Source organism: Spirosoma harenae (genome assembly GCF_054776975.1).
The window spans coordinates 96,354-116,978 of the sequence record NZ_BAAHBD010000002.1; the positions used below are offsets into that span (position 1 = coordinate 96,354).

At 44.7% G+C, this 20,625-nt stretch carries 15 protein-coding genes; 9 read left to right on the forward strand and 6 right to left on the reverse strand.

Annotated features, from left to right (window positions below; all coding sequences use genetic code 11):
• Positions 1–49 precede the first annotated feature (49 nt).
• A complete protein-coding gene (locus tag ACYVE4_RS00825; RefSeq protein WP_460994875.1) occupies positions 50–3,658 on the reverse strand; it encodes a glycosyltransferase family 2 protein in 3,609 nt (1,202 codons plus the stop codon).
• A complete protein-coding gene (locus ACYVE4_RS00830; RefSeq protein WP_460994876.1) occupies positions 3,655–4,971 on the reverse strand; it encodes a glycoside hydrolase family 2 TIM barrel-domain containing protein in 1,317 nt (438 codons plus the stop codon). The genes ACYVE4_RS00825 and ACYVE4_RS00830 overlap by 4 nt, the downstream gene beginning before the upstream one ends.
• A 285-nt stretch (positions 4,972–5,256) precedes the next feature.
• Here ACYVE4_RS00830 and ACYVE4_RS00835 point away from each other — a divergent pair, with 285 nt between their 5' ends.
• The 5 genes from ACYVE4_RS00835 (at position 5,257) to ACYVE4_RS00855 (ending at position 11,470) form a co-directional block, all read left to right on the forward strand.
• Entirely contained in the window at positions 5,257–6,945 is a 1,689-nt protein-coding gene (locus tag ACYVE4_RS00835; RefSeq protein WP_460994877.1) for a hypothetical protein, read from the forward strand.
• A 224-nt stretch (positions 6,946–7,169) separates the two neighbouring features.
• Positions 7,170–8,888, forward strand: a complete 1,719-nt coding sequence (locus tag ACYVE4_RS00840) for an alpha-amylase family protein (RefSeq protein WP_460994878.1) — start codon at positions 7,170–7,172, stop codon at positions 8,886–8,888.
• Between the two features lie 64 nt (positions 8,889–8,952).
• Positions 8,953–9,840 carry an N-acetylmuramoyl-L-alanine amidase-like domain-containing protein gene (locus tag ACYVE4_RS00845; RefSeq protein ID WP_460994879.1) on the forward strand — a complete coding sequence of 296 codons (888 nt, stop codon included), beginning with the start codon at positions 8,953–8,955 and terminating at the stop codon, positions 9,838–9,840.
• A gap of 117 nt (positions 9,841–9,957) precedes the next feature.
• Positions 9,958–10,554 carry a YbhB/YbcL family Raf kinase inhibitor-like protein gene (locus ACYVE4_RS00850; RefSeq protein ID WP_460994880.1) on the forward strand — a complete coding sequence of 199 codons (597 nt, stop codon included), beginning with the start codon at positions 9,958–9,960 and terminating at the stop codon, positions 10,552–10,554.
• 112 nt (positions 10,555–10,666) lie between these two features.
• A complete protein-coding gene (locus ACYVE4_RS00855) occupies positions 10,667–11,470 on the forward strand; it encodes a phytanoyl-CoA dioxygenase family protein (protein ID WP_460994881.1) in 804 nt (267 codons plus the stop codon).
• On the opposite strand, the gene ACYVE4_RS00860 is transcribed toward ACYVE4_RS00855, so the two are convergent.
• Entirely contained in the window at positions 11,471–12,388 is a 918-nt protein-coding gene (locus ACYVE4_RS00860; protein WP_460994882.1) for a hypothetical protein, read from the reverse strand.
• 236 nt (positions 12,389–12,624) lie between these two features.
• Here ACYVE4_RS00860 and ACYVE4_RS00865 point away from each other — a divergent pair, with 236 nt between their 5' ends.
• Positions 12,625–13,665: an NAD-dependent epimerase/dehydratase family protein gene (locus ACYVE4_RS00865; RefSeq protein ID WP_460994883.1), complete on the forward strand. Its 1,041-nt coding sequence runs from the start codon at positions 12,625–12,627 to the stop codon at positions 13,663–13,665.
• 25 nt (positions 13,666–13,690) lie between these two features.
• Positions 13,691–14,035 (forward strand): DUF4260 domain-containing protein, encoded by a 345-nt coding sequence (locus tag ACYVE4_RS00870; protein ID WP_460994884.1) that lies wholly within the window; start codon positions 13,691–13,693, stop codon positions 14,033–14,035.
• Positions 14,036–14,052: 17 nt separating this feature from the next.
• On the opposite strand, the gene ACYVE4_RS00875 is transcribed toward ACYVE4_RS00870, so the two are convergent.
• The 3 genes from ACYVE4_RS00875 to ACYVE4_RS00885 are packed head-to-tail and all read right to left on the reverse strand — an operon-like array spanning position 14,053 to position 16,400.
• Positions 14,053–15,072, reverse strand: coding sequence for an AraC family transcriptional regulator (locus ACYVE4_RS00875; RefSeq protein ID WP_460994885.1), 1,020 nt, complete (start codon positions 15,070–15,072; stop codon positions 14,053–14,055).
• Complete coding sequence (locus ACYVE4_RS00880; RefSeq protein ID WP_460994886.1) at positions 15,073–15,654, reverse strand: Uma2 family endonuclease; 582 nt, start codon at positions 15,652–15,654, stop codon at positions 15,073–15,075.
• The gene (locus tag ACYVE4_RS00885; RefSeq protein WP_460994887.1) at positions 15,651–16,400 is read right to left on the reverse strand and encodes a helical backbone metal receptor; all 750 of its coding nucleotides are present in this window, start codon (positions 16,398–16,400) and stop codon (positions 15,651–15,653) included. Before ACYVE4_RS00885 ends, ACYVE4_RS00880 begins: the two co-directional genes overlap by 4 nt.
• A gap of 121 nt (positions 16,401–16,521) precedes the next feature.
• Here ACYVE4_RS00885 and ACYVE4_RS00890 point away from each other — a divergent pair, with 121 nt between their 5' ends.
• Positions 16,522–17,370 (forward strand): GLPGLI family protein, encoded by an 849-nt coding sequence (locus tag ACYVE4_RS00890; RefSeq protein ID WP_460994888.1) that lies wholly within the window; start codon positions 16,522–16,524, stop codon positions 17,368–17,370.
• A gap of 186 nt (positions 17,371–17,556) precedes the next feature.
• On the forward strand, positions 17,557–20,544 hold the full coding sequence (locus ACYVE4_RS00895; protein ID WP_460994889.1) for an outer membrane beta-barrel protein: 2,988 nt from the start codon (positions 17,557–17,559) through the stop codon (positions 20,542–20,544).
• Positions 20,545–20,625: the final 81 nt, after the last annotated feature.

A 20,625-nucleotide genomic window follows, 5' to 3' on the forward strand; every position in this document is an offset into this window, starting at 1 on the left:
TGAAAACTGTATTGTCTGCCTAAGCGATTACGTACCCATACACTTCATTTTATGGCTTGGGAAATAAAGGTGTATTGAGCGGAGAGTCGGTGATTTGAACTACGTTTGGTCCCGACAGGGTGTACAGCATCAAGCGATGCGATAAAGGATTCGTAGGAATGGTTAGCTTCAGGTTAGCGCCCTTTCCTACCTCTTTGATAGCCACTGGATTTCTCTGCTGATCCAGTTGAACGAGTTTCCATTCAAAGCGTAGATTCGATGACGTAGAATCCACCAGACTCCATTTCCCCTTTTTCTTAATGATAGCGTGATACATAAGTTCTTTATAAGGCACCGTTGCCAGAGCGGGTTTTAAAACCTTGACGACAGGTTGAGAATCAGTGAGTGGTATTCTTTTCTGAATATGCCAGAGTTGCAACAGCGAAAATTTGTTTCGCCCCCAGTGATCCTTAAGTCCGTTGAACGTTACGCCTTCTATCGTTTGCTCATCCTGCCAGTTCGGAAAGAATACACTGGTTTTTTTGTTCACTACTTTGGCATAGTCGGCCACCTTAATCGAGCTGAAAAAATAAGGCACCGATAAGTCGTTTATCCGGCTAAGCGCTAACATCTTACTAGACCCTTCGAGCACTACTCCATACGAATCAATTTGGGGAATAATCCGGGAAATCGTGGTAACCGTTTCAGGCAGCGTTTCCGATGCATTTACGTCAATAGTGATTGCCCGATCAGGATCTATTTGTTTGATTTCCAGAACTAATTTTTTGAGCCACCGTAAGTACGCATCCTGCTGATAAAGTAATTCGGGCTTGACATAATAGCGGTTCAGATTCTGAAAAACGGCATTTCCTACATGCCAGGATAGAATAGCCTTTTCATCTTTTAGTTCACGAACACGCTTCAAAATCTGGCTGCTCAGTTCGTCCAGTTGGTCCTGACCCGTCCGGAAATTTAAATAGTCTGGAATCCAGTATCCGTACTGAATGTTCATATTGGCGGATCGAGCGGCATTCAGAATATTATAATCGTAAACAGAAGGTCCGTATCGCCGTATCGTATTCACCTTCCACCATTTCATTTCGTTGATGTCGGCTAGTAGTTCTTTTTTTGAAAAGCTAGTTAGGTTTTTGTTCCAGTCCTGGCCTTTTGTATACGTTACGCCAAAGGAATTTGAAAGCGGTATTCGTTTCAATAATGAATCAGTAGAGATATTCTGCTGATTCAGCGTCTGAAGTTTAGGAACTGCTGAGGTTTTTGACTCACCCTGTTTTTGTCGCAAATCCGACTGATTTACTGCAACTATACTTTGAAGTTCAGGGTATTTAACTCGATAGGGCTTTAAAGAGGTTTCATCTACCGGTGCGTTCGTTTTGATGAGCATAACTGGCAGACCAGACCTGAAAATCGGATGCTGATGGTAAGGCTGGTAGGACTTCGCAAAAGAAGAATCCGTCTTGATATCCGTCAGACCGATCCAATCTACGTAGTCTTTTCCGGGAAAATACGAACTCAAAGCAGTTGAGCTGCCGGGACTCCAAACCCAGATCGCGTTGTTGGCTCCGTGGTTACTGAAATAGGTATAAACATATTTCCAGGCAGATTTAAACTCACGCTGTATACTATCCTTCGCGGCTGAAGAAGTCCCTGAACCAGGCGCAAAGCAAACGTAAATCGGGCGTTCCAAGGCTTTGATTTGCGCGGAAAAATTATCTAAATATTGATCGTATTCTCCTTTATAGATGCGCTGAAAAATAGGTAAGTCATTATTCTGATGAGCTTGTCCAGGATCCCAGGTTATGATTGGAAAGGCCCCGGTTTGATAAATTGAATCAGCCAATGTAGTTGATACTATACTTTCTGGGGCATCACCGAGGGGCAAAGGAGTTATATGTAGAGGGGACTGATTGCTCAAAGGAGCCATAGCTGAGAGTCGTTCAGGGAAAATAGAACCCAGCGTAAGATGACTCCTCTTCATGGATGTACGTGAAAGATTTCCTTCACCACCCACTTTCGTATAAGCAACATAAAAAATCCAGCAAGCCAGCAGAAAGGTTATCGGCAAAGCGATATTCCGCACATTGGTATAAATCCGGCGTCGTACCAGCCAGAAGTTAATTTTAAACGCTTTGACGCCATGCATGAAACGACTTAGCCACGGAAGCTGATCAACTACCCGTTCGAACTGCATCTGTCGACTAGCCAGAACGGTAAAGCTCAGGATCAGTGAGTTAACAACGGCAAAACCAGCCATAGCCAGGTTATACGGATTCCAATCCTTGGATAAGCCGTACACGCCTGCCGCTATCGAAAGGCCAATCACAATAAGATTAGGGATATTTAGGGCCCAGTTATCGGCTTCCTGATTGTCTTTGGGCGTAGGAATGTAGGGAACATTTTTTCGGATAATCGTATAAACAAAACCGGTTATGAATACCCACCAGGTTCCGATCGTGAGAAGTCCGCCGACCACATGAAATCCCCGTTCTTTGTCTTCCATCACCCACTCCTGGGCGTAATGTCGGATCAGGACAACAGCTGAAACAAAAGGTAAGGCAATCAAGCCAAAATCCACCACATCGATTTCTATAGGACTGACGCCAAAAAATACCGCGATGATGGGAATAATAAAGTTGATCAGGAAAATAAATCCGGACATGTAATGCAACGGAATTACACCGTAATGTAATTTTTGTTGCCAGGTGAATTGACGAAAAAGCCTGGGATAGGTGCTGACAAGTAATTCAAAAACCCCACGCGACCATTTCAATTGCTGCTTATAATAGGCTGATAATGTTGAGGGTACCAATCCACGAGCTAAAACAGACGGAACATACAGCGATTTCCAGCCTTTGGCATGTAGCTGCATGGAGGTGTGCATGTCTTCGGCCAATCCAGCCGCATGGCCGCCAATTGATTCAAGAGCCGTACGTCGAAACGTGCAATTTGCCCCGATGGCTAATACCGTTCCGTACGCGTTCATGGTCATCATCATCGGTCCATAAAACTGATACGTCTGTTGAGCAGCGCCTTTGGCAATCAGGCTTTCGTCGTGGTTTTTATAGGCCTGAACGATCTGGACATACCCAATTTTGGGGTCGTCAAAATGCGCGACAATCGGATCTAAAAAATTGGGAAAGGGGACATGATCCGGGTCCAGAACAACACATAATTCACCGGATGATTTGCTCAGTGCATTATTGATGTTTCCGGCTTTCGCATTCCGTTTATCCGTTCTAGTAACATGATGAACACCCAACTGACGGCACATATCCCGCAGGTAAGGATCATCGGCTTCATCGCAGAGGTAGGTTTCATGAGGATAAGTTATGGCCTGGATTGCCGTTAACGTTTCCTCAATCATGCTATAAGGCTCTCCGGCGCAGAAAGTAGTGAAAATATCAACCGTATAAACCTTCGAAATGGGTGGTGTTTTCGGGACGGTTATACAGAAATAGTGAATCCACTCATGAAGAATTGTCAGGCAGTTATAGGCAAAGGTCAATAGAAGAAGTGCGTACAAATACTTATTGCCCCGGACTGCTACCGACACAACCTGGTCCATAAAAAAAATCATGGCTACCAGACCCAAAATAATCATTAGCCGAAAGGTAAATCGTTCCTTTCGAGAAGGGGCTTTTGCGGATAAAGTTAGTTTCATTTGTCGCTCACCACATAAAATGGCGTATTACAAGTCGCAAAATTTCCCTGATTGTCATAAATGGTAGCTGATATTCGATAGGGTCCTTCCAATGCTGGAGAAATAAAGGTTGCTTTTAATTTATTCTGGTTTTTAAAAACATGCTTGAGCGGTATATTTTTTCGGTCGATATTTATATTGTTTTCTTTATACCAATCTTCCCGAACAATCTGCCAATCCACTATTTTGACGGAATCAGAAAGCGTTTCCATAAATACTTCGGCCGTTGAGGATTCACCCGGACTTAATAAGATATTATCACGCGCACCTTTCGAGTCGACCAGCATATAGTTTACTGCAGGCATTTTGTAAGTGTCTTTTTTGCCAGCCCATATATAATTCATTGTGTTCAAAATCTCCGACCGCGCCCCTTTTTCATCAAAAATACTAAACCAGGTTGGTGTAGTTTCTTGCTTATGCCCCCAGAAAAATATAAAGGCACCTAGAAATCTAGGATCATTTACGGGTACAAATTGTTTATAACGATTCAGGAGCAATTGTGCCTTTTTGGTACTTGTGTTTTCTATAAATACTCCCCAGGCTGTCTGTTCTGAGTTTGGCCAGGGACCATCAATGCCCCATTCAGTTAATAAATAAGGGCCATTCCAGAACCATGAAAAATTTTCTAGGTCACTTTTTAAGTCATTTATCCGATTAAAAATGTTAAAAGAAATAATATCAACATTGCAACGTAAGGATAACGTTATGAGATAATCTTTGTCGAAATTTAAAATTGTAGTTGTTACAGGGTGATCCGGATCGTCGTGATGGATCATGTCAACTATGTCATTAAATGAACTGTAAAAATTGTTGTACGATAATTTATAAGGAAACGATAGTTCATTGCCAACGCACCACATGAGGAGTGCCGGATGGTTTTTAAATTTATTTACAATTTTTTTACACAATTTATATTGAATTGACGCTTTCGTGGGATCATTATAATAAGACATGTAATCATCATTATTTGGAATTGGGAGGCCAACAATAACCGCTATGTTATTCGCCCAAGCACTATCTAAAATACTAGATAGATTTAATGTGTCCCATATTCGTATTGTATTTCCTCCTAGCTTATTCAATTCACTAAAATGCGAATAACCAGCCGCCCCTTTAATCGTGAAAGGTTTGCCATTTCGGTACAAGCGGTATTTGCCATTCTCTTTACTAATTGCCACTTTTTTTAGTGGGGAATTAGTAGTCTCATGTCGACAGGATAAAAGCCCAATAGTTAAACTAAAGCCTATTAATATAAATGAATACAGACTGCGCATTTTTATAAAGCCGAAGAAAAATATAGAGGTTATTTCAACTATATGTTGATGATTTTTACTTGCACTTTCGCTACTTTATTCAAGGAGGTTAGACACGTCTCGTCGATAATCTCATGATTTTCATCATGATTTTTGGACTACTTACTAGCGGATCAATGGCTGTTTAATGAAAAATTAACGATAAGTTGAGTGTGTTATATGTTACTTTATTTTTAATAATTAAAATATATTGGCAAATATATCGCCATTTTGGTGATAATTTTATCCTAGTTATAACTAAATGAGATGAAAAAAAAATATATTTTCTACTTATCTGGGGTCGTCATCGCATTTTTGCTGATCAATAATATACACTTACTAAAAAAGAGAGACAAATTGGCTGCCTTGTTGCCAAATCAACTAGTTGAAGAGTTTATCATTGGTTTAGTCGACCGTACGCATCAAGTACAGCAAATTGATCCAACGTCCTTTGTTCATACACGGATACTGTTAGGACAGTCACTTAACAAACCACAACTTGAGCAGCTGTTTTCAGAAGCGCCTACAGATGGAATTTGTATGATTACTGTAGAATGTTCGTCAGCCTTTCAAGGATCATCTGATCAGGGTGATTTGACTAAATCATGTGATAAAGATATTCGGGAGCTTTGTGCTTTTTTAGCTGGAATAGATAAAACGATTTACCTTCGCTTTAATCCGGATATGGAGGTGCCAGTTAATCTCTATGCCTGGCAATATAAATCGCCTATTGCGTATATTGATACCTTTCGGCATTTCTCAATTCTTTGTAAATCTTTAGCAAAAAATATTCGTATTGTATGGGGTACATCGGGTTATCCAGGTGTCGAAGAATATTGGCCAGGACCAGACGTTGTTGACCTTCTAAATATTACCCTGGATAGTAAATCTGAATTATTGACGACAGCTTATCCCAAAGAGCCATCCATTGCTGTTGCGATTAAACGCAAAATACAGCGAATGCGATTTATGGATAAGCCTATTCTTATTTTGGGAACAGAGAAGTTGAAACAAAATCAGTCAATTACCAGTCAATACGAGGCCGCTGTAAATCAAATAAAATCAGAAGAATCTATAATTTATAAGACAGTTAGTGATACAAATTCTCTCAAAGATCCGATGGGTAGATTATCAGAAAAAGTAAAAGTGGGCGTATATGACCCTAAGCTAGTTCTGGCAAACTTAAATCAAGTTAGTATTGAACACATCTTTGTCGATTTAGGAAATATACAGAGCGGTGCTTTTCAAAAAGACTTTAAGGATATTATCGCGCGCAAGAACGATGTGATCGTTACAATTGAACCATGGCGAGATAAAAAAAACCGACCTGATTCCAGTGTGTTGGCAAACACGATTAATGGTGTATATGATGAAGAATTTAGGCAAGTTTACCAAACTATTTCTAACTCGGGTCAGACTGTTTATTTACGGTTTGCTCATGAAATGGAAATTCCCATTAAACGCTACCCTTGGCAAAGTAAAGACCCAACGCTATATATTAAAGCCTTTCGCTATTTTATGACCTTTAATGCTAATAAAGCTGACAATATTAAACGAGTTTGGGGGCCAGCGGGCGATCGCGGTTCTATGGAATGGTGGCCTGGTTCTGATGTTGTTGATTATATAAGTATGGCCATCTATGGCTTACCTGATAAGAATATAACAGACCCGACCAAACAGGAATCATTTAAGACAATTTATCAGCGTAAATATTACCGGATGCGATTTGCACATAAACCTATTTTTATTACAGAATTTGGCGTAAAAGGCCCAAAAGAATTTCAGCAGGAATGGCTTAAGGAAGCGGCCAAAGTTATTAACGATCATCCTGAAATAACAGGTGTTTGTTATTTCAATTTGGCTGATAATCCGGAGGTATGGGGTAACATCCCAGCGCCTAACTGGGGGGTAAGTAAAACTACTTTTAATAGCTTTATAAGATCAGTAAGGCAGTAAGTGATTCTCAGCAATCAACTGGAAAATAACTACGGAACGACTGGAAAATTCCTTTTGATTGTGTTACTGTGTCTTCGTTAAAATGACCATTTAAACTGTTTGAAAGACAGTATTCTGCACCAATTCGTGCGACAAAACCTATTTATCGCACTATTCCAAACTGAAAAGGGGCTAGTTTTGTGGCAGTAATCCTGATTTGTTACACAACCTGATTTTTTGCCACTATGTATACTGCATCTGCTGCTCCAGTGATGGACAAACTGATTATTTACCAGATTTTCACCCGACTGTTTGGCAATCAGAATATCACCAATCGCTGGAATGGAAGTCGTGATGAAAATGGGGTCGGTAAGTTCAATGACATCAATGATGCGGCTTTACAATCGATCCGTCAGTTTGGGGCTACACACGTCTGGTTTACCGGAATTCTGGAACACGCTATGCAGACTGATTACTCCGAATATGGCATTCGCCCAGATGATCCGAATGTAGTCAAAGGGCGCGCTGGTTCTCCATATGCAGTCAAAGATTATTATGATGTCGATCCCGATCTTGCGGTGAGTGTGCCAGATCGAATGGCTGAGTTTGAGGCATTGGTGCAACGTACACATGCGTATGGTTTGAAGGTAATTATTGACTTTGTTCCGAACCATGTAGCCCGGCAATATCAGTCGGATGTAAAGCCAGCGGGTGTGGTTGATCTGGGGCAGAACGACGATACAACGGTCAATTTTTCGACGACCAATAATTTTTATTATTTACCCGGCCAGCAATTTGTCTCGCCAGATAGTAGTCACAACCCTCAGAATAAAATTCAGGAATTTCCGGCTAAGGTGACAGGAAGCGGCTCAATTACGGCGACCCCTGATGTAAATGACTGGTATGAAACCGTAAAACTCAATTATGGCTTTAACGTTTTCGATGGTTCCCTGCACGTTGATCCAATGCCGTCGACCTGGCATCAGATGCTTGATATTTTGCTGTTCTGGGCTGAGAAGGGCGTTGATGGTTTTCGGTGTGATATGGCCCATTTGGTGCCCGTTGAATTCTGGCATTGGGCGATTAATCAGGTAAAACGACGATTTCCTCACCTGATTTTCATTGCTGAAATTTATGATCCGGGTCTATACCGATCGTTCATTTTTGTAGGTGGCTTCGATTACCTCTACGACAAAGTTGGTCTTTACGATGCCGTTCGTCGACTGATGGAAGGGCATGGTTCCTGTTACGATCTTACCCGTGTATGGCAGCAGGAATCCGGCGATTTTGCCCAGCATATGCTTCGCTTTCTGGAAACGCACGATGAACAGCGGATTGCCTCCCGTTTTTTTGCCAACGATCCCTGGACAGCCGTACCTGGCATGACCCTTACTGCAACCATGCACACCGGTCCTATGTTGATTTATTTTGGTCAAGAAGTAGGTGTGAAAGCGGAGGGTTCGGAAGGGTTTAGTGGCGACGATGGACGTACGACAATCTTCGATTATTGGGGAATGCCGCGTTGGCAAGCCTGGCTGAATGAAGGAAAGTTTGATGGCGAACGATTGACCGAAGATCAACGCAATCTGCGCGCTTTTTACCAGCGATTAAATCATCTGGTTAAAGAGTCGGATGCCATCCAAAACGGCTATTTCTACGATTTGCAATACGTGAATGATAATGGGCAAAGTCCGGGCTATAATGCGCACCACCTATATAGTTATTTACGCTATACGGATCGCCAAAAGTTGCTGATTATCTGTAACTTCTCAAATCTAGCTACCTACGACACTATCGTTCAGATTCCTGGCAATGCCTTCGACGCCATGCGGTTGAATGCTCAGCAGACCTATCAGTTTACAGACATTTTCCTGACCGATACAACGCTCGAAGCAACTGGTTCAACTGGGGTGTCGTTAGTATTACCGCCAAGAAGTGTGCGGGTCATGGAAATAAAGTCATAAATTTTTGGTACTTTTCGCTACTGACTTTGTCTTAAGACTAAAGGCAGAATCTTAACCTATCACTATGCTGAAAATAGTCGCGGTATTTGTTATACTGTTGGTTCCCTTTGTGTCGAAAGCTCAGGAGATTACGTTTGCTCCTGTGCTTCACTCGCTCGGCAACGCGGGTGGGATGACGTCGTCTGAAATGACCGTCGCCATCGGGAAACAGTTTATCGGTAAACCCTACGTTCCGCACACGCTCGACGTAAATCCGACGGAACAACTCGTGATCAATAACAACGAGTTTGACTGTACCACCTATCTGGAAACGGTATTAGCACTTTCGCTAGCCTGGCAGGATGTAGCGGATAAGCAGAATAAGTCGCTTTTTGAGCAAACCTTTCGGGCGTATCTAACCAAGTTGCGTTATCGCAATGGGCAGATAGAGGGTTATGCGAGTCGATTGCATTACTTCTCGGATTGGCTCCGGGATAATGAACGAAAAGGATTGGTTACCGATGTAACTCACGAATTGCCAGGTAGCTTGTCTGTGGCCAAAGCGGTTTCCTACATGACCACCGCAACGTATAAATATCCCCGTTTAACAGATCCGGCTGTGCTGAAACAAGTGGCAGACGTGGAAGCTTCACTGAGTCAGCAGTCCTTTGCTTTTATTCCCAAGAAAAACATTCGTCAGGCCGAAGCGCATTTGCGTGAAGGCGATATTGTCATGCTGACAGCCGCCCGACCCGGCTTAGATATGAAACACGTGGGACTGGCCGTTCGACAACCAGATGGCCGGATGCACCTTTTGCACGCATCGTCCGACCAGGGTGCTGTAGTGATTACGAGTTATCCATTGAGTGATTATGTGCTATGGCACAAACCCCTGTCGGGTATTCGCGTGGCTCGTCTGCGATCGGATCGAAATGCGCCAACTGTTCTGGCACGGGGAAAGCAAGCCGAATAGGAGAGGGCGAAACGCTAACGATTCACCTTGTCTGGGCTATTTATAGTAATTGCTGGTTTATCTTTACCATCATCAGCTCCTTCAGGTTGATGATGGTACACTAAACCTAGCTTTGTTATGGATCGATTGATTCTTACAGTTTCCATACTGATCAGTGCCGTTTTTAGTGCGTTTGCTCAACAGCAGCCAGCCACAACGCCAACACCCCCACCCCTGCGGCTAACGACAACTGCCTTTGCCGATGGAGGCATTATCCCAATCAAATACACACAGGCTGCACCCGGAGCGGCTCCGGGTGGTGGAACCTCACCTGCCTTAAATTGGTCTGATGTACCCGCTGGTACACAGAGCTTTGTGCTGTATATGCATGATGTGGATGTATCGCGGAATAAAACGGCAGAAGATAATCTTCATTGGCTGGTCTGGAATATTCCGGGGAACCTTACTGGGTTACCTGAAGGAATTCCGGGTGGTGCTCAATTACCAGATGGGAGTTACCAGATAAATGTCTTTACGCCATCGTATCGCGGGCCAGGCGCTGCCGCTTCGGGGCCTTTACATCATTATGTCTTTGAATTGTTTGCGCTGGATACCAAACTCGACGTAAAACCCAGTGCTGAAAGCCTGGAAACACGTACGAATGTGCTAAAGGCCATTGAAGGACACGTATTAGGAAAAGCCGGGTATGTCGGGCTATTTAAGCGTCCGCAATAATGATCGGTTATCAATCGTCTTTTAATTAAGGAGAGTGCGCCTAAGAATTGTCTGCTTATTTGGAATAAAAACCGGAATACGGCAATTTTGAAGTCAAAACCACGAAAGAACCATGACACGCCGGGAGCAATTTGACCAACAAGGCTATCTGATTGTCCGAAACGTTTTTACAACTGAAGAAGTCAACCAATTGCGGCAGGCAGCTTATGACTACCGCGACAAACAGCAGAAGCTGGGGTTGGTGAAACAGGTAAAACAGGCGGCCTCTGTAAAAGGAGACTTGTTGAGTAAGGACGGTTTAGGCTGGGTTATTTACGACTCGCGCATTGTGGAAATTGCGACCGAATTGTTGGGCGACACGCCTGTTTATTTCTCCGATAGTACGTATCAGATTGGCACCGGAACCCGTGGTTTTCACCGTGATAATATTGACCGATATCAGTTCGGGCAGGGAGCCGACTGGGATGGTACATATCCGCTAATTCGGTTTGGGATTTATCTGCAAAATCACGATACCTATAGCGGGGGTATTCGCTTTAAATCGGGTAGCCACAATGCGGCCGATGGCGCCGACGTATTTGCTGATACGCGTGCCGGGGATATCGTCGTCTGGAATATGCGGACGTTGCACAGCGGTAATGCCCGTCGGATGAAGCTACTAAACAACCTGCCTTTGCACGTTGGATTAGAAAATCGGTTGCCTGATTTTCTATTTCGTGAACAACAGGGCGAACGGGTTTCTTTATTTTTTAGCTACGGCCTGGAGGGCAAACACCTCGATCGGTATCTGGAACAGCACATTCAGAAGCGGGCCGATATGCAGGAGAATGTCCGGTTATCCGATTATTCGCCCGAAACACTGAAAAAAGCGGAGGAAAATAAAATCCGGGTGTTGGACGTGAAAAAACTGGTCTGATCAGCGAGTTGATTTAGCCTCCTTTAGCTCGTGCTGCTTTCCATAAATGTAACGGAGAGTAATGCCAAAACTCCAGCCTGTGCCGTTAGCCGTAACCGAAGCTATCTGCTCAGTCTTTTTATTGACAGTATACGTAATATCAGAACGGATAGCCTCGCCAAAGCCCCAGAATTTACGCACGTAACCGCCCAACTCGAACGAGGGAGATAATCGCGCTGTATAATCGACACCTGCTTCGGCCAATCCAGTGATTGGGCTGGTTTTGGTCGTATTGGTAAGCCGGAGCGTATCGACCCGATTTCCACGACCGCTATAACTATAACCTATCAGATTGAATCCGTCGAATGTTGGGTTTCCATTCGGAATGAGCCATCCGCCAGCTGTAAGCCAGAAACCTGTGCCACTGTCTGATCGCTTGCCGGAGCCAATCCGCCGTTTCAATCGTAAAGGAATGCCTGCGCCACTATTCTGGTACGTGTACACTAACGGAGTATTACCATTGGGAATCGTAATGTTTAGATGAATAGGCGCATGTGTATAGCCCGATTCGATTGCCCAGGCATTGCGATAGGTGTAACCTACCAAAATACTCCAAACCGCTTTTGTTTGTGAGGCATTCTTTAAAAGCCCATCAAGCGAATTCGTTAGCAGACTGCCATCACTCCGAAATCCACCTTCAGCTCCTACGTACCAGGTTTGAATTTCCCGTAATTGATGCAGCAACAGGTAGTCCGATTCCTGATCAGCTGTCGACCGATGTTTACTTGATCGAGGTTGGTCGGATCGATCTTCGGGGTCTGCTGTCAGAACTTTTCGGCGTATGGGCGGTGGAGCCACCTCGCTCGTATCTATTTCAATGATCTGAGCCAGAGCCGATGAGCAGACGAAAAAGGCTAAAAGCAGTAAAACGTGTTTCACAATAGGTATTTGATCGAATAGAGGTTGCTACATAACAGGTTACGCAGTTTTTTGGATAGATGTTGCTGAACAGGCAAAGTTCTATACGATACAATAATTGGCTACTCAATTCTACCCTCAAGTTAACAGGCACCTGACACTTTTTCGCAATTTGTCAGTCGAATTGCGCCGTTTGTCAGCGATCCGCTTCCTGCTTTGCTAGACCTTTGTCGTGTGCTAATTGATACACGGACCAAATGAAAACGACAGCAAATACACTTGTTCTGGGAGCCACTGGCAGCATCGGTTATGCTGTAACCGCCAATATTCTCGCTCGCCAAATGCCCGTTACCATCCTCGTTCGTAATCGAGCGAAAGCTGAAACATTATTCCCAAACCAACCAACACTCACGATTGTCGAAGGTGATGTACAGGACACCAATCTGCTGAACCAGCTTTCGGTCGGTACAGATTTTATCTTTCATGGCATCAATTATCCGTATAACAAGTGGTTTGGTCATATGGATACGGCTACTCAAAAAATTATTGACGCGGCTGCCCAAAGCCGGTCTACAATTGTGTTTCCCGGCAACGTATACAATTTCGGTAACGCGAAAGAGCCGATTCGGGAGGAGACTCGATTAAACCCAACGTTGCCCCAACCGTGTACTAGAAAAGGACAATTACGGGTTGAGATCGAAGCCATGATGGAATACGCTGCTAAGGCTGGCCGTTGTCGTGTGATCAATGTTCGACTACCTGATTTCTGGGGGCCAAATGTGCTGAATGAAGGCGTAAAACCCATCTTCGTAAATGCGCTGAAGGGGCAAGCTATGCCCTGGTTATTAACCGCCGATATTCCTCATCAGTCAGTATATACAAAAGATGCCGCTGAGCTTATCGTTCGATTGATGCAACGGGCGTGGACGTTAGGGGCCCAATCACCTGACAATGCCTACGAAACCTGGAATTATGGCGGAACGACGGTTTCAACAATGCGAGCCTGGTTTCAGCAAATTACGGCGCTAACCGGCCATCCGTTGAAAATAAAGCTGTATAGTCGTTTTGTAATCAGTCTGTTAGGTCTGTTTGTGCCTGTACTTCGAGAGGTGAAAGAGATGCTCTATCTCTACGAAAATACGGTTCTGCTTGATGACGAAAAATTACTTTCCACCTTTCCCGATTTCCGCCCGACACCGATGAAACAGGCATTGACCGAAACGCTGAAGTGGTTTTCTGAACACGAATTGAAACGGCCATTTATACCGGCCAATTCACCTGAAATTGTGCAAGTATAACGATAAAATAATCATCTGAAATCCTATGAAAACGCTGTTAAAATCCGAAGAACTAATCCAATTTCTGGGAGCTATTTATTTGTTTTCTCGTCTGAGTTTCGCCTGGTGGTGGTTTCCGGCACTGATCCTGGTCCCTGACCTCAGCATGATTGGCTATGCTATTAATCCGGCCATTGGCGGAGTGCTCTACAATATTGTCCACCACAAAGGTTTGGGTATTGTAATTGGCTTACTGGGGCTGATGATGGGAAGTCAAATGCTAATGCTAACGGGAGTTATTCTGTTTGCCCATTCGAGTATGGATCGTATGATGGGTTATGGTCTTAAATACCTCGATAGCTTCAAGCATACCAACCTGGGGAATTTATAAGTTGCAGACTATCAGTACTAAGCCTGCGCCAGCCGGTAGGCTCCCGGTGTTTGTCCAGTCCATTTTTTAAACGAGCGAAAAAAAACGCTTGGTTCTGCAAAGCCCAGTAAGTAAGCAATGTCAGTTGTACTTAGATTGGGTTCGCTTAAGTGTCGAACCGCCAGTTCTTTTCGGGTCTCGTCAAGCAATTGCTGATACGATGTTCCGGCCTCTTTTAGGTGAAGCTGGAGCGTTCGTACTCCCATCGCCAATCGGTCGGCAACCGTTGCCAAGGTCGGTTCTTCACCTTTCATCAGTGTAACAATTTCCGATTTAACACGACTGCTCAGCGACGGCGTTTTGAGTTTGGTTAATATATCGTTCGCGTGTTTTTCAAAGAGCATCGACAGACTTGGACTCGCGTTCAATATGGGTAAATCGAGTAGAGCCGCATCGAGTACCATTTCAGTTATGGATGCGCCGAAGGTCAATTTTGCGGGAGCGAAAACACGGCTATACTCGCGAATGTCGACTGGACGAGGGTAAATGAATCGAATTTCCTGCGCAGTAATTGGCAAACCCGTCAGCGCCCGCATGGCTGATAGATAAATGGATAACTCTGAGTTTAGCGTGTATTCGGGGTAAATAATATCGGAACTGGTTATTCGGAGTGACAGCACAAACTGTTTTCCCGATGCATCAAGGTATCCGGTCGTAGTAATCCCTTCACAAACAATGTCCTGATACTGACATAGCTTTTCAAATGCCCGCCCAAGTGTAGCACTATGCATCATAACGTAAGCCAACACACCGATTGCGACTGGATTGACGAGTTCACCCAATTTGAGCGGAATAGTTGGATCGTTGGTTGCGGCTATGATTTCGCGCCAGAGCGCTTGTATTTGCCGGATCAGTACACGTCCGTCGGGATCGCGCAGTCGTTCTGGATCAATACCGACTGAACGAGCCAACGCATCGGCATCAAGACCGCGTTGTCGGGCTACAAACAGAATCAGATTAATCGACGCAATTGAAAGTGTATCGCCAGTCGTCTGCATTTAGCGGAAAATACGTTCGTGAGAAATTACTAGTTCTGGAAATATACAGCTGGGAATTTCATCGGATTCATAAACATCAACCAACGCATATCGTCCATCTTCCAGTACATATACGCTAACCGTTTTTTCTTTGGGTTGTACAATCCAGTACTCTCGCACACCCGATTCTTCGTAAAGATTGAATTTTTCGTTAAAGTCGTTTTTGGTTGTTCGGGGTGAGGTAATTTCGATAATCCAGTCAGGAGCGCCTAAACAACCAGCATCATCTAATTTACTGGAAGCGCATATTACACAGATATCTGGTTGTACGACAGTGTGTAACTGATCAGGTTTACGCTCATTACGAACAGGTAAACGTACGTCGAATGGGGCCGTGTAAATTTCACAGCTTTTATTGCCGAAAAAATTACTAATGTCAACTAATAAATGACTGACGGCTAACTGGTGAGCACGCCTGGGAGTCGGAGACATTCGGTAGAGCTTCCCCTGAATTAGCTCTACGCTTTCGTCAAACTGCCATTTCAGGTAGTCGGCATAGGTGTAAGTACCTTTGGGATCGAGCAGCGAGATGTCGGTAATCATGTCATTAGCTGGGCAATTTCAGCCCGCAAGTTCTTAAAATAGTCTGACGACCGCAATAAGCGGCTGCCGTACCAGGAAAACATCTCGCCATCCACCAACATCACACGGGCTGACGGGCAAATTTCCTGCAATTCGGCGATATGTTTTTCGGAGAATGGATAAGGTTCTGACGATAGAAAAATCAGATCCGGTTGAGCCGATTTTAATTCGTTAGCTGTAATTTCTGGATAGCGGTTTTTACTCTCAAAGACATTCTTGAAACCGGCTATTTCCAGCATTGCATGGATGAATGTGTCGTTCGCTACAACCATATATGGATTCCGCCAGATAAAATAAGCAACACGCTGAGCAGGAACAAAAGGAATTGGGTATAGGCTGTTAGCAATCTGCTGAGCGATGGCTTCGGCTTCCTGTGCCTTACCAACTAAAGCCCCCACCTCCTGAATCATAGAAACTGCCTCCGGCAATGTTGCCACGTCTGTAATATGAACCGAGTATTGGCGTTGTAGCGCTTCAATTTGTTCACGACTATTCTCTTCCTTGTTGGCAATAATTAAATCCGGTTGTAGAGACTCTATTTTCGTAATATTCAGCGTTTTAGTTCCGCCTACAATCGTCTTGTTCGTAACTTTATCAACAGGATGAATGCAGAATTTTGTGATGCCTACAAGCGTTTCATCCAGGCCTAAATCGAAGAGTAATTCCGTTTGTGACGGTACGAGAGAAATGATGCGTTGCGGATTCATAGCCCAGTCATTCGACGGGTAAAATTCCCGACTCAGTACCGATTTAACCGCTTTTAACGAGATTTTAGCGTCTAGTTGAAAATTTTATGCAACGTTTACATACAGAAATTCTCATTTCGCCATGAAACAAGTCATTTTCGCTGGCCTGATGGCTGGCCTTATTACGACAACAGCATTGGCGCAGACCGCGTCGGTTTCCGGTAAAATTACCTACGAGGGCATGCGTCAGATTGATCGTTCGCAGATGCGGATGGTTATTAATGGTCAGGAAGTTCGTCCGGGAAGCCCAGGTGCCCCCGATGCGCCTGAAGGCATGCCTGAAACGATTTCGTTTACGCAAAAGCTCGTTTTTGCCGGAACGATGGCTAAAGAAGAGCGGGATCGTCAGCAGGGGCCGATGATGTTTCGCCGACAAGGGGGCGGTGGGTCTCCCGATGGCGGTGGACCAACGGCTGCCGACCGTGCGAATCGTCCTGGTAATATGCGGATGAATTTCCCATTTGAGCAACAGACGTATCTGGATCTGGCTAATAAGCAGCGGATCGACGTATTAACCGTAAAAAAAGATTCGGTCAGTACGGCCTATCGTACGGACAAACCACTGCCAGCCGTAACCGATTGGCAAGCTAGTGATAAGACTAAGAAAATTGCTGGCTATGTATGCCACAAGGCGACGGCGACGCATCGAAAAATGCCCTATACAATCTGGTACACAACGGATTTGCCGTTTACGTATTCGCCTGTTGCTGATCTGACTCCCCCGCAAGGCGTTGTGCTGTTGATCGAATCGGATAATGAATCGTATAAGGCAACGGGTGTAGCCATGGAAGCCGTTGACGCGGCTTCTGTTCAGCCGCCTAAAGATGCTAAAGTGGTTTCTGCCGACGAAATGGAGCAACTCCGTCGGAAAGGAATGGCCGATTTTCGTCAACGCATGATGCAGAATGGGGGATTCCAGGGCCGGAATTAATGCTTAGTTGAATTAAGGAATTTAGTCTGGTGTCCAAGGTCTGTATCCTCACAGACCACTCTTCCGAATGGTTAACATCGGCCGGCGTGTGCTGGGTCTGTGAGGACACAGACCTTGGATACCAGACTAAATCGTTCCATCTATCAGTTACTGAAAGACGCTTTGTCAGACCATCTCAACTACACAATGAACACGTCCCGATCCATATTGAAACGACTTTTCCTTGGCGTATTCTTTACGCTCTGCTGCACTTTATTGACACGTAATGTCGTGGCACAGTCGAGCGGTACGATTAGCGGGGCTGTGGTCGATTCGCTTACCCGGAAGCCGCTGATGGAAGCTTCCATCTCGTTGCTGTCGGCTCGCGATTCATCGCTGGTATCGTTTGGTATTACAGATGGCGATGGGAAGTTCGTTTTCCCAAAAATTGCAGAAGGGAAGTACCGTGTGCTAGTAACTTATGTAGGCTATCGGGGTAAGGCTAAATCCGTTTCGATTACATCAAGCGATCCCACGGTTGATGTCGGAACGATTGATATTGTCGGACAATCGCAAACGCTGACAGAGGTATCGGTGCAGGGCGAACGGGCACCGATTGCTGTAAAAGGCGATACGCTGGAATTTAATGCAGGTTCGTTTAAAACCCGCCCAAATGCGCAGGTTGAGGAGTTGCTGAAGAAACTACCCGGTGTAGAGGTTGACCGCGATGGCGCAATAAAAGCGCAGGGACAGGCGGTCACGAAAGTATTGGTTGATGGGAAACCATTTTTCGGTAATGACCCTAAAATGGCGACAAGAAACCTCCCTGCCGATATTATTGATAAAGTACAATTGTTTGATCAATCGTCTGAACAATCCACTTTTTCGGGTGTAGACGATGGTGATCGGGAGAAAACCATCAACATTACCACAAAGCGAGATAAACGGAAAGGATCGTTTGGGCAACAATCGCTCGCAATTGGTCCCAAACCTGGTGACGATGCTCGTTACTCGGGCCGAGTCAGTTTGAACCAGTTTAATGATGGTCGCCAGATTTCGATGCTCGGTATGGCTAATAATATCAACCAACAGGGTTTTACGGCGCAGGATTTAGGACTCGGCAATAGTTTTGGCGGAGCTGGTCAGGGCCAGGGCGGTGGTGGCGGAAGTAACATCGTTCGGGGTGGAGCCGGTGGAGGTAGTTTTGGCGGTGGCAATCAGGTAGGGAGTAGCGCCATTACGTCGTCCTGGGCCGGTGGTATCAACTACCGGGATGGCTGGGGTAAAAAAATCGACGTGGTGAGTAGTTACAATATCAGCAATACCAATACGCTGACTAACCAGCAAAGTCACCGCGTAAACGTCATTCCTAGTGGTACGTCGGGAGTCCCGGCCCGATCCGATGCTGGATTTATTCGCGATCAGACGAATGGTTCCGATAATACCAACACCAACAACCGATTCAATCTTCGACTCGATTATCGAATCGATACGCTGACCACAATTCGGGTAATTCCAAGTCTGTCGTGGCTAAACTCAAACTACAGCAATAGCAGCAATGCCCGGACCGTTACCAGCGAAGGGGTTATGGCCAACTCAAGCCAGACAAATTACAACTCAAGTGGGAATGGATTTACCGGAAGTAATTCGTTGTTTTTGTTTCGTAAATTCCAGAAGAAAGGCCGGACATTTTCGGTAAACTGGACTATTTCAGCTAATAATCAGGACAATGAGGGATTCAATAAGTCGCTCAACCAGTTTAATGGATCGTCAACGAGTCTAACATCTGGGGTCATTACAAAAGATACAATCACGGGCATCACGACCCAGCGAATCGATCAGCGCAATAATCAGCAAACGCGCGCAATGACCAATACGATCAACGTGAGCTATACCGAGCCGCTCTCACTTCGGCAAACGCTTGAGTTTCACTATAATCTGTCGAATAATCACAATACGTCGAACCGGGCTGTCAATGATTTCAATAGTCTGACGAATCAGTACGATCAGTTGAATTCGTTGTTGAGTAACAACTTCATAAACGACTACGTCACGAATCGGGGCGGTTTGACCTGGCAAACGAAGCGATTGAAATATACGTATGCATTGGGGGTAGATGCACAGCAGGCAAGCCTGAATTCGGATAACCTTACATATCGGGAAAGAAGCGTTAATCGGTCGTTTACCAATTTCCTGCCTAATGCCTTGTTTACCTATAATTTCGGTAAACAGCGGACGTTACGCTTTAATTATCGCACACGTATTAATGCTCCATCCGTGAGTCAGTTGCAGCCTGTTCCCAATAATACAAACCCATTAAATATTCAATATGGTAATCCGGCTTTGCAACCTGAATATAGCCATAATATCACCCTGAATTTCAATCGCTTTAATTCCGCTACATTCCGAAATATGTTCGCGTTTGTCAGTGCAAGCCGGACCGATAATAAAATTGTTAATTCAACGGTTTTTGCCCCAAACGGAGCCCAGACAACTACACCCATAAATACAAACGGTTATTATACCGTCAATGGATCGCTGGTACTTGGGCAGCCGGTTAAAATCGGGTTGCAGAAAACGAATCTGAACTTCTCCACCAACCTGACGTATAATCATGGTCAGAGTTATGTGAACAATCAACCCAACGAGGCCAAAAACTGGTTGATTGGACAAGGTGTGCGGATTAGCTCAAACTTCTCGGAGAAACTGGATTTGAATCTGGGCGGAAACATTAGCTGGCAATCGGCTCAGTATTCGTTGCAACCTCAGCAAAATACAACCTTCCTGAACCAGACTGCCACACTGGATATCTTTTATCAACTGCCGCTCAAGTTTACCTTCTCAACCGATGTTTATTACAATCACTACGGTGGTAGCTCAGCGAATTATAATCAGTCGTTTACGCTCTGGAATGCTACTTTATCGCGGCAGTTGTTTAAACAGAATCAGGGTGAATTGCGCTTCCAGGTGTTTGATTTGCTGAATCAGAACCAAAGTATCGTTCGGAACGTGACAGACACGTATACCGAAGAAGTACAAAGCCGCGTACTGAATCGCTATTTTATGATAAGCTTCGTGTATAACCTACGTAAATTTGGTGTTGGCACGACTCCGCCCCGCGATCCTTTCCAGCAGCGCGGCAATGGCAATGGCGGTGGACAGCGCGGGCAAGGTGGTTTCCGCCGAAATGGGTAAATAAAACCATTGACTGTCAATGAATGAAATAGGGTAATACAAGAAATAAAACTTTATCTGACTATTATAAACTAAAAGCTG

What these genes read in the sequence shown, in the direction of transcription:
- ACYVE4_RS00825 (WP_460994875.1), bottom strand. Translation starts at nt 3,658, where the DNA reads ATGAAACTAACTTTATCCGCAAAAGCCCCTTCTCGAAAGGAACGATTT.
- ACYVE4_RS00830 (WP_460994876.1), bottom strand. Translation starts at nt 4,971, where the DNA reads ATGCGCAGTCTGTATTCATTTATATTAATAGGCTTTAGTTTAACTATT.
- ACYVE4_RS00835 (WP_460994877.1), top strand. Translation starts at nt 5,257, where the DNA reads ATGAAAAAAAAATATATTTTCTACTTATCTGGGGTCGTCATCGCATTT.
- ACYVE4_RS00840 (WP_460994878.1), top strand. Translation starts at nt 7,170, where the DNA reads ATGTATACTGCATCTGCTGCTCCAGTGATGGACAAACTGATTATTTAC.
- ACYVE4_RS00845 (WP_460994879.1), top strand. Translation starts at nt 8,953, where the DNA reads ATGCTGAAAATAGTCGCGGTATTTGTTATACTGTTGGTTCCCTTTGTG.
- ACYVE4_RS00850 (WP_460994880.1), top strand. Translation starts at nt 9,958, where the DNA reads ATGGATCGATTGATTCTTACAGTTTCCATACTGATCAGTGCCGTTTTT.
- ACYVE4_RS00855 (WP_460994881.1), top strand. Translation starts at nt 10,667, where the DNA reads ATGACACGCCGGGAGCAATTTGACCAACAAGGCTATCTGATTGTCCGA.
- ACYVE4_RS00865 (WP_460994883.1), top strand. Translation starts at nt 12,625, where the DNA reads ATGAAAACGACAGCAAATACACTTGTTCTGGGAGCCACTGGCAGCATC.
- ACYVE4_RS00870 (WP_460994884.1), top strand. Translation starts at nt 13,691, where the DNA reads ATGAAAACGCTGTTAAAATCCGAAGAACTAATCCAATTTCTGGGAGCT.
- ACYVE4_RS00875 (WP_460994885.1), bottom strand. Translation starts at nt 15,072, where the DNA reads ATGCAGACGACTGGCGATACACTTTCAATTGCGTCGATTAATCTGATT.
- ACYVE4_RS00880 (WP_460994886.1), bottom strand. Translation starts at nt 15,654, where the DNA reads ATGATTACCGACATCTCGCTGCTCGATCCCAAAGGTACTTACACCTAT.
- ACYVE4_RS00885 (WP_460994887.1), bottom strand. Translation starts at nt 16,400, where the DNA reads ATGAATCCGCAACGCATCATTTCTCTCGTACCGTCACAAACGGAATTA.
- ACYVE4_RS00890 (WP_460994888.1), top strand. Translation starts at nt 16,522, where the DNA reads ATGAAACAAGTCATTTTCGCTGGCCTGATGGCTGGCCTTATTACGACA.
- ACYVE4_RS00895 (WP_460994889.1), top strand. Translation starts at nt 17,557, where the DNA reads ATGAACACGTCCCGATCCATATTGAAACGACTTTTCCTTGGCGTATTC.